Origin of the sequence: Mesorhizobium sp. M7A.F.Ca.CA.001.04.2.1, assembly GCF_003998485.1 — a bacterium.
GTDB classification, from domain to species: Bacteria; Pseudomonadota; Alphaproteobacteria; order Rhizobiales; family Rhizobiaceae; genus Mesorhizobium; species Mesorhizobium ciceri.
On record NZ_RZQT01000174.1, the window covers coordinates 1 to 10,517 of the forward strand.

General features: G+C 62.8%; 6 protein-coding genes. 2 read left to right on the plus strand and 4 right to left on the minus strand.

All coding sequences use genetic code 11. From position 1 onward, the window contains the following. Positions 1-259: transcriptional regulator (locus tag EN955_RS31290; protein WP_127223521.1), on the plus strand; the 259-nt coding region annotated here is incomplete at its 5' end. Between the two features lie 172 nt (positions 260-431). Continuing rightward, positions 432-1,358 carry a Gfo/Idh/MocA family oxidoreductase gene (locus tag EN955_RS31295; RefSeq protein ID WP_013531419.1) on the plus strand — a complete coding sequence of 309 codons (927 nt, stop codon included), beginning with the start codon at positions 432-434 and terminating at the stop codon, positions 1,356-1,358. 289 nt (positions 1,359-1,647) lie between these two features. Here EN955_RS31295 and EN955_RS31300 read toward each other — a convergent pair whose 3' ends face one another. The 4 genes from EN955_RS31300 to rpoB all read right to left on the minus strand — a co-directional run. Further along, positions 1,648-2,313 (minus strand): O-methyltransferase, encoded by a 666-nt coding sequence (locus EN955_RS31300; protein WP_024505641.1) that lies wholly within the window; start codon positions 2,311-2,313, stop codon positions 1,648-1,650. A gap of 50 nt (positions 2,314-2,363) precedes the next feature. After that, complete coding sequence (locus EN955_RS35715) at positions 2,364-3,020, minus strand: hypothetical protein (RefSeq protein ID WP_245265421.1); 657 nt, start codon at positions 3,018-3,020, stop codon at positions 2,364-2,366. Between the two features lie 154 nt (positions 3,021-3,174). After that, positions 3,175-7,371, minus strand: a complete 4,197-nt coding sequence (rpoC, locus tag EN955_RS31310) for a DNA-directed RNA polymerase subunit beta' (RefSeq protein WP_024505639.1) — start codon at positions 7,369-7,371, stop codon at positions 3,175-3,177. A 186-nt stretch (positions 7,372-7,557) separates the two neighbouring features. After that, on the minus strand, positions 7,558-10,517 hold a 2,960-nt coding region (rpoB, locus tag EN955_RS31315; RefSeq protein ID WP_127223522.1), incomplete at its 5' end, for a DNA-directed RNA polymerase subunit beta.

Below are 10,517 nucleotides of genomic sequence, written 5' to 3' on the forward strand. Positions count from 1 at the left end.
GGTCACCATCATCACCGGCCGGGTGTGGAAGAAAAAAGGCGGCAAACCGGAAGGCGTCCACGTCATGCTGGTTGCGCCCGACGACGATTCGGCGGTGCGCCGGGCGCTCGAATCGCTTGCCGCCGAAGGTTACGCCGAGGCCGAGCTCGACCAGATCGGCGACATGGACGGCATCCCCGACGAAGAGCCGCATATTTCCGCCTTCCAGGGCGCGCTCGAAGGCGAAGTGTCGATCGTTACCTTCGACGTGCCGATCTGACCCGGGTCCAGCTTTCGAATCGACTGCCGAACCGAATCGGCGACCGAGGCCTTCCCAGCCGACAAATGTGCTGCCGCTAAGGGAAGGCTGAGCTTGGCTGCTCGGCTTCGGCTTGCCCGAGGCAAGTGTTCTGATAAGAAGCCATCACCATCATCAAACAGACGGAGCGGCCGTGTCCCAGCCCATCAAGATAGGCATCGTCGGCGTCGGCAAGATCGTCCGCGACCAGCACCTGCCGGCCCTGGCGAAAGACCAGGACTATCGCCTCGTCGCGGCCGCCAGCCGTCACGGCAAGGTGGATGACATCCCGAATTTCCCCACCATCGAAGCCATGCTCGACGCCGTAGCCGAGCTCGAGGCCGTCTCGCTCTGCATGCCGCCGCAATTCCGCTACGACGCGGCGCGGACGGCGCTGACGGCAAAGAAGCATGTCTTCCTGGAGAAGCCGCCGGGCGCTACTGTCAGCGAGGTCGAAGACCTCAAGACATTGGCTGCGCACAACGGCGTCTCGCTGTTCGCCAGCTGGCACTCGCGCTATGCGCCGGCCGTCGAGGCCGCACGTGCTTTTCTAAGTTCAGCCCGCATCCGCTCGGCCGCCATCAACTGGAAAGAGGATGTGCGCCGCTGGCACCCGAACCAGGAATGGATCTGGGCTCCCGGCGGTTTTGGCGTCTTCGATCCCGGCATCAACGCGCTGTCGATTGCCACCCATATCCTGCCGGCCATGTTCATCACCTCGGCGGTGCTCGACTTTCCCGAAAACCGCGCCTCCCCGGTTGCCGCGCGCGTCACCTTCCGCACCTCGAATGGCCTGCCGGTGACGATGGACCTCGACTGGCTGCAGACAGGCCCGCAAAGCTGGGACATCCTGGCCGACACCGACAAGGGCGCCATGGTGCTGTCGGGCGGCGGCTCGAAGCTCGCCATCGATGGCAAGCTCATTCACGAAGAGCCGGAAGCGGAATATCCGATGCTCTACAAGCGCTTCGCCGAGATCGTGCGCGCCGGCGTTTCCGATGTCGATCTGGCCCCGCTCCAGCATGTCGCTGACGCCTTCATGCTCGGCAAGCGCAACGTAGTCGAGGCGTTTTTCGATTGAGCTGTGCACGCGACGGGATCGCGGACCTGGCGTGAATGCACGCTGGTGCCAGGTCGACCCCCACTCCGTCTCGGCTACGCCGAGCCACCTCTCCCCCGATCGACGGGGTAGAGGAAGGGCGCGAACCTATTGACGCCAACGCTCGTTCAGCAACGCTCCTTTCCTTTCCCTCCGGAGGGGGGAAAGGTGCCGCTGCGAAGCAGCAACGGATTGGGGGAAGCCGGTCGACAAACGAACAGCCGCCGAGTTGGTCTGATATCAGCGTCATTCAGACAATCATGGCGCGATCTCACTCCACGATCGCAATCGCAAAGCCATCATAGCCCTTGGCGCCGACGGTCTGGATGGCGGTGCCGTCCAGACGCTTCTCGCTGCCGATGAATGAGAATGCGGCGCGCGCGCCTTCGACATTGGCGTCGCGGCCATCTTCGTTCACCACATCACCATCTCGAATGACGTTGTCGCAGACGATGGCCGTTCCGGGCCGCGACAACCGCATGGCCCAGGATAGGTAGTGCGGATTGTTCGGCTTGTCGGCATCGATGAAGATGAAGTCGAATGGCCCGGCATTCTCGGTGCCAAGTGCTGCGAGCGACTGAAGCGCCGGACCGACCCGCAGTTCCACCCGCTCCGATACCCCTGCCCGCTCGAAATTCGATCGCGCGACATGAGCATGGTGCTGATCGAGTTCAAGCGTCACGATCTTGCCGTCGGCAGGCAGTGCGCGCGCCATCCAGATGGTCGAATAGCCGCCCAGCGTGCCTATTTCGAGGACCTTCTTCGCTCCCTGCATGCGCGCAAGAAGTGAAAGCAGCTTGCCCTGCGCCGGCGACACGTCGATCGCCGGAAGGCCATGATCGTGGTTGGCCGCCAGAACGGCATCAAGCACGGGGTCCGCCTCAAAGAGGGAACCGACGATGTAGTCGTCGACTGCCGCCCAATTGTTCCTGCTCATCGTAAGTGCTGCCCTTTCCGGAGACGTCCGCGGGTCGACGTTCGACCCACTCAAAGAGCCTCTGGCTTCAAGATAATATACCGGCCGTTCTCGTCCAGTTCGTCCGAGGCAACCGACACGACCGACTGCCCACCCGTCCTGGACACAAGAATGAACGAGTAGGGATCCGCCGTGGCATCGTTGGCGAGAAGCAATGACCTGTCGAGCAGCCGCGCCAGCCGCGCGCCGCTCTCGACGGCATCCGGTTGCTGAAACATATCCGAGAGATAGATGGTCACGAGTTGCGAATAGGCGTCTTCCGACGCGCCATCTACGACGCAGGTGGCGGGCGCATCCCCGAGTTCGGCGACGCTGTGAACAACATCCACACTCTGCGCGCTCAGCTCGAGAACCGCCGCAACGCAGTGCCTTAGCAAATCATCATCCGCGGGATGTTCCAGGGCCGCGTCGAACCAGATCATCGCTTGCGCGCCCGGCTCGAAATGCTTGTCGGCAGCCCGCAGGGCGCCTTCCGGGTCGAGTTCCTGCCGGAGCTTGCTCTTGATTTCCGCCACGATCGCCCTGTAGCCGGGGTCGAAGATGAAGTCGATTTCCGGCTCGACCGCCGCCTCGATTTCCCTCAGCACGAACTCCTCTTCCGGAGACAGGCCGAAGTCGCCGATCCTGGCGCAGATATCTATCAGGACGGCCATCTTGGCCTGCGACAATGTGATGGTGACCGCTTTGTCGAGGTCGTATTCTTCGCTCATCAAGGCTCCCCCGCATCTGGACGCAAGCCATCATCTTCGCTGATCCGATGCGCAAGCCAAAACGCGAAAAAGGGGCCACCGGCCCCTTTTCCTCTTCACGTTCCGTCCGCGCTTACTGCGCGGCGGTGGTCATATCGGCGAGCATCGGCTCGGCGACTTCCACACCCGAGGCCTTGCGGCGCTCGTCGATGATCAGTTCGTCGCGCGAGGTGGCGATGCGCCGGATCTGGCTCATCGTGCCGCCGGTACCGGCCGGGATCAACCGGCCGACGATGACGTTTTCCTTCAAGCCCTGCAGCATGTCGGTCTTGCCGGCAACGGCAGCTTCCGTCAGCACTCGCGTCGTCTCCTGGAAGGAGGCGGCCGAGATGAAGGACGGCGTCTGCAGCGATGCCTTGGTGATGCCGAGCAGCACCGGCAGGCCTTCGGCCGGCTTCTTGCCGTCCTCGACCAGACGCTCGTTGACCTCTTCCAGTTCGATCACGTCGACATGATCGCCCGGAATGTAGGTCGAGTCGCCCTGCACCGTGATCTCGACCTTCTGCAGCATCTGGCGAACGATCACCTCGATGTGCTTGTCGTTGATCGACACGCCCTGCAGACGGTAGACTTCCTGGATCTCGTTGACGAGGTAGGAAGCAAGTGCCTCCACGCCCTTGATCGCCAGGATGTCGTGCGGCGCCGGGTTGCCGTCGAGGATGTAGTCGCCCTTCTCGATGACGTCGCCGTCCTGGAGATGGAACGGCTTGCCCTTCGGGATCAGGTATTCGACCGGCTCAAGCGTCGAGTCATGCGGCTCGATGATGATGCGACGCTTGTTCTTGTAGTCGCGGCCGAAGCGGATCGTGCCGTCGATCTCGGCGATGATGGCGTGATCCTTCGGACGACGTGCCTCGAACAGCTCGGCAACACGCGGCAGACCGCCGGTGATGTCCTTGGTCTTGGCGCTTTCCATCGGAATACGCGCCAAAACGTCGCCGGGGCGAACCTGCGAACCCGGCTCGACCGAAAGAATGGCCTCGACCGAGAGCAGGAAGCGGGCGTCGCCGCCCTTGGACAGCTTGCCGACCTTGCCCTTGGCGTCCTGGATCGCAATCGCCGGCTTCAGGTCGTTGCCACGCGGCGTCGAGCGCCAGTCGATGACCTCACGCTTGGTGATGCCGGTCGACTCGTCGGCCGTTTCCTGAACGGAAATGCCGTCGACCAGATCCTCGTACGACACCCTGCCCTCGATTTCGGTGAGGACCGGACGCGTGTAGGGATCCCACTCGGCGATACGCTGGCCGCGCTTCACCTTGTCACCATCGTCCACGAAGATGCGCGAACCATAGGTGAGACGGTGCGAGGCGCGCTCCTTGCCGGCTTCGTCGAGGATCAGCACCGCCATGTTGCGGCCCATGACCATCTGCTGGCCGTCGGAGTTGCGCACCACGTTGCGGTTGCGGATCTCGACCTTGCCCTCATACGAGGCTTCAAGGAACGAGCTGTCCACCACCTGCGCGGTACCGCCCATGTGGAAGGTACGCATGGTGAGCTGGGTGCCCGGCTCGCCGATCGACTGCGCCGCGATGACGCCGACGGCTTCGCCCTGGTTGACCGGGGTGCCGCGGGCCAGATCGCGACCGTAGCAGACCGCGCAGACGCCAACCCTGACTTCGCAAGTCAGTGCCGAGCGGATGCGGACCGACTGGACGCCGGCCTTTTCGATCTGTTCCACGTCACGCTCGTCCATCAGCGTTCCGGCCTTGACCAGGATCTCGCCCGACACCGGATGGGTGATGTCGTCGAGCGACGTACGGCCCAGCACGCGCTGGCCGACCGAAGCAACGACCTGACCGGCATCGACGATCGGCTGCATGGTGAGGCCCTTGTCGGTGCCGCAGTCGACGGAGTTGACGATGCAGTCCTGCGCCACGTCGACCAGACGACGGGTGAGGTAACCCGAGTTCGCCGTCTTCAAGGCGGTGTCGGCCAGACCCTTGCGGGCGCCGTGGGTCGAGTTGAAGTACTCGAGCACGGTCAGGCCTTCCTTGAAGTTCGAGATGATCGGCGTCTCGATGATTTCACCCGACGGCTTGGCCATAAGGCCGCGCATGCCGGCAAGCTGGCGCATCTGGGTGGGCGAGCCACGCGCACCGGAGTGCGACATCATGTAGATCGAGTTCATCGGCTTCTGACGGCCATTGTCCTCGAACTCGACCGCCTTGATGCGGGCCATCATCTCGTCGGCGACCTTTTCCGAGCACTTGGCCCAGGCGTCGACGACCTTGTTGTACTTCTCGCCCTGCGTGATCAGACCGTCATTGTACTGCTGCTCGTATTCCTTGGCCAAAGCCTCGGTGTCGGAGACCAGCTTGATCTTGGCATCCGGGATCAGCATGTCGTCCTTGCCGAACGAAATGCCGGCGCGGCAGGCATGGCTGAAGCCGAGCGCCATGATGCGATCGCAGAAAATGACCGTCTCCTTCTGACCGCAGTGGCGGTAGACGGTGTCGATCATCTTGGAGATGTTCTTCTTGGTCATCTCCTGGTTGGCGGTCTCGTAAGGCACGTTGACGTTCTTCGGCAGAAGCTCGCCGATGATCATGCGGCCAGGCGTGGTGTCATGGATCTTCGACACGACCTTGCCTTCGGCGTCGACCGTGCGGAAACGACCCTTGATCTTGGAGTGCAGCGTCACCGCCTTGGTCTCGAGCGCGTGCTGGAGTTCGCCCATGTCGGCAAACACCATGCCCTCGCCCGGCTCGTTCTGGTTGACGATCGAGAGATAGTAGAGACCCAGAACCATGTCCTGCGACGGCACGATGATCGGCGCGCCGGAAGCCGGGTGCAGGATGTTGTTGGTCGACATCATCAGCACGCGGGCTTCAAGCTGCGCTTCCAGCGACAGCGGCACGTGAACGGCCATCTGGTCGCCGTCGAAGTCGGCGTTGAAGGCCGTGCAGACCAGCGGGTGCAGCTGGATCGCCTTGCCTTCGATCAGGATCGGCTCGAACGCCTGGATGCCGAGACGGTGCAGCGTCGGCGCACGGTTCAGCAGCACCGGATGCTCGCGGATGACCTCGTCGAGGATATCCCAGACTTCCGGACGCTCCTTTTCGACCAGCTTCTTCGCCTGCTTGACGGTCGAGGAGTAACCCTTGGCGTCGAGACGGGCGTAGATGAAGGGCTTGAACAGTTCGAGCGCCATCTTCTTGGGCAGGCCGCACTGGTGCAGCTTGAGCTCCGGACCGGTCACGATGACCGAGCGGCCGGAATAGTCGACGCGCTTGCCGAGCAGGTTCTGACGGAATCGGCCCTGCTTGCCCTTGAGCATGTCGGACAGCGACTTCAGCGGGCGCTTGTTGGCGCCGGTGATGACGCGGCCGCGACGGCCGTTGTCGAACAGCGCATCGACGGCTTCCTGCAGCATGCGCTTTTCATTGCGCACGATGATGCCGGGGGCGCGCAGCTCGATCAGCCGCTTCAGACGGTTGTTGCGGTTGATGACGCGGCGATAGAGATCGTTCAGATCCGACGTGGCGAAACGGCCGCCGTCCAGCGGGACGAGCGGACGCAGGTCCGGCGGGATCACCGGAACCACCTTCATGATCATCCATTCCGGACGATTGCCGGATTCCATGAAGTTCTCGACGACCTTGAGCCGCTTCAGATACTTCTTCTGCTTCAGCTCGGAGGTGGTCGACGCCAGTTCCGAACGCAGGTCGCCGGCGATCTTCTCCAGGTCCATGCCGGCCAGGAGGTCATGAATGGCCTCGGCGCCGATCATGGCGGTGAACGAATCCTCGCCATACTCGTCGACGGCGATCATGTACTCTTCCTCGCTGAGCAGCTGGTGCTCCTTCAGCGCGGTGAGGCCAGGTTCGGTGACGATGTAGTTCTCGAAGTAGAGGACGCGCTCGATGTCCTTCAGGGTCATGTCGAGCAGCGTGCCGATGCGCGACGGCAGCGACTTCAGGAACCAGATATGGGCGACCGGTGCCGCCAGCTCGATATGGCCCATGCGCTCGCGGCGAACGCGCGACAGCGTGACTTCGACGCCGCACTTCTCGCAGATGACGCCCTTGTACTTCATGCGCTTGTACTTGCCGCACAGGCACTCGTAGTCCTTGATCGGGCCAAAAATGCGCGCGCAGAACAGACCGTCACGCTCCGGCTTGAAGGTGCGGTAGTTGATGGTCTCCGGCTTCTTGATCTCGCCGAAAGACCAGGACAGAATCTTCTCAGGGCTGGCAAGCGATATCCGGATGGAATCGAACACCTGCGCAGGCGCCTGCGGATTGAAGAGATTCATGACCTCTTGGTTCATGCCGTTCTCCTTTTCGGGATCCTCGAAGATCCCTTGCATCTAGTCGCGAGCCAAACGCCCGCCGTCTTTGTCGGCCACTGGCCGTCGAATTCTTCCCGGTTGAGCATGATCCTGTCCGAAAACCGGTAACCACTTTTCGGGATCATGCTCGAGGCGCGCCGCGGACAGCCGTGGCGCGCCATTGCCTTACTCGGCCGCGTCGGGCAGCCGGACAGGGTTGTCGTCGAGCTTGGTGTTCTCCAGCTCGACATTGAGGCCGAGAGACCGCATTTCCTTGACGAGAACGTTGAAGCTCTCCGGGATGCCGGCCTCGAAGGTGTCGTCGCCACGCACGATCGCCTCGTAGACCTTGGTACGGCCGGCGACGTCGTCGGACTTTACCGTCAGCATTTCCTGCAGCGTGTAGGCGGCGCCGTACGCTTCCAGCGCCCAGACCTCCATCTCGCCGAAGCGCTGGCCACCGAACTGCGCCTTGCCGCCCAGCGGCTGCTGGGTGACGAGCGAGTACGGACCGATCGAACGCGCGTGGATCTTGTCGTCCACGAGATGGTGAAGCTTGAGCATGTAGATGTAGCCCATCGTCACCTTGCGATCGAACGGCTCGCCCGTGCGTCCGTCATAGAGCTGCGACTGACCGCTGCTGTGCAGGCCCGCCTGCTCCAGCATGATGTTGATGTCAGCCTCATGCGCGCCGTCGAACACCGGGGTCGCGATCGAGACGCCGCGGCGCATCTGCTCGCTGAGGCGAACGATGCTCTCGTCGTCATAGTCGCGAACCGGCTCGTTGCGGTCGTTGGCCGGGATGAAGCTCTCGAGCGTCTTGCGCAGGGGCTTGATGTCGCCGGCTGCCTTGTACGTGTCGATCAGCTCGCCGATCTTCCTGCCCATGCCCGCACATGCCCAGCCCAGATGCGTTTCCAGGATCTGGCCGACATTCATGCGGCTCGGCACACCCAGCGGGTTGAGCACGATATCGGCATGCGTGCCGTCCTCGAGGAAAGGCATGTCCTCGACCGGAACGATCCGCGACACGACACCCTTGTTGCCGTGACGGCCGGCCATCTTGTCGCCGGGCTGCATCTTGCGCTTCACGGCCACGAAGACCTTGACCATCTTCATGACGCCCGGAGGCATTTCGTCGCCGCGCTGGACCTTCTCGACCTTGTCCATGAAACGCTGTTCAAGCGCCTTCTTGGAATCGTCATACTGGCCACGCAGCGCTTCCAGCTCGCTCTGGAGCTTTTCGTTCTCCACGGCAAACTGCCACCACTGCGAACGCGGATACTCGTCGAGCGTATCCTTGGACAGCGTCGAGCCCTTCTTGAAGCCCTTCGGTCCAGCGATCGCTTCCTTGCCGACGAGCACGTCGGAAAGACGCGCGTAGACGTTACGGTCCAGAATGGCCTGCTCGTCGTCGCGGTCCTTGGCGAGGCGTTCGATCTCCTCGCGCTCGATCGCCATGGCGCGCTCGTCCTTCTCCACACCGTGGCGATTGAAGACGCGCACCTCGACGACGGTGCCGAAAGTGCCAGGAGGCATGCGCATCGAGGTGTCGCGCACATCGGATGCCTTTTCGCCGAAGATGGCGCGCAGAAGCTTCTCTTCCGGCGTCATCGGGCTTTCGCCCTTCGGCGTGATCTTGCCGACCAGGATGTCGCCCGGCTGAACTTCCGCACCGATGTAGACGATGCCGGCTTCGTCGAGGTTCTTTAGCGCTTCTTCCGAGACGTTCGGGATATCGCGCGTGATTTCCTCCGGTCCAAGCTTGGTATCGCGCGCCATGACCTCGAACTCCTCGATGTGGATCGAGGTGAAGACGTCGTCGGCGACGATGCGTTCGGACAGGAGGATCGAGTCCTCGTAGTTGTAGCCGTTCCACGGCATGAACGCGACCAGCACGTTGCGGCCGAGCGCCAGATCGCCGAGCTCGGTCGACGGACCGTCGGCGATGATGTCGCCCTTGTTGACCCGGTCGCCCATGCGAACCAGCGGGCGCTGGTTGATGCAGGTGTTCTGGTTCGAACGCTGGAACTTCATCAACCGGTAGATGTCGACGCCGGACTTGCCCGGATCGAGATCTTCGGTGGCGCGGATAACGATACGCGTCGCGTCCACCTGGTCGACGATGCCGCCGCGGCGGGCGCCGATGGCGGCGCCCGAGTCACGGGCGACGATCGGCTCCATGCCGGTGCCGACGAACGGCGCCTCGGCGCGCACCAGCGGCACGGCCTGACGCTGCATGTTCGAACCCATCAGAGCGCGGTTGGCGTCGTCGTTTTCCAGGAACGGGATCAGGGCCGCGGCCACCGACACCATCTGCTTCGGCGACACGTCCATCAGATCGACGTTTTCGCGCGGCGCCATCATCACTTCGCCGGCACTGCGGCAAATGACGAATTCGTCGACGAAACCACCGTTCTTGTCGAGCTCGGCGTTGGCCTGCGCAACATGGTGCTTGGCCTCTTCCATCGCCGAGAGATAGACGACGTCATTGGTCAGCTTGCCGTCGACGATCTTGCGGTACGGGCTCTCGATGAAGCCGTACTTGTTGACGCGTGCGAAGGTGGCCAGCGAGTTGATCAGACCGATATTCGGGCCTTCCGGCGTCTCGATCGGGCAGATGCGGCCGTAATGCGTCGGGTGCACGTCGCGCACTTCGAAGCCGGCGCGCTCGCGGGTCAGACCGCCCGGTCCAAGCGCCGAGAGGCGGCGCTTGTGGGTGATCTCCGACAGCGGGTTGGTCTGGTCCATGAACTGCGACAGCTGCGAGGAACCGAAGAACTCGCGCACGGCGGCAGCCGCCGGCTTGGCGTTGATCAGGTCCTGCGGCATGACCGTGTCGATCTCGATCGAGGACATACGCTCCTTGATCGCACGCTCCATGCGCAGCAGGCCGACGCGGTACTGGTTTTCCATCAGCTCGCCGACCGAACGTACGCGGCGGTTGCCGAGATTGTCGATGTCGTCGATCTCGCCCTTGCCGTCGCGCAGTTCAACCAGCGTCCTGACCACGGCCAGGATGTCGTCCTTGCGCAGCACGCGCACGGTGTCCTCGGCCTTCAGTTCGAGGCGCATGTTCATCTTGACGCGGCCGACGGCCGACAGATCGTAGCGCTCGCTATCGAAGAACAGCGAGTTGAACATGG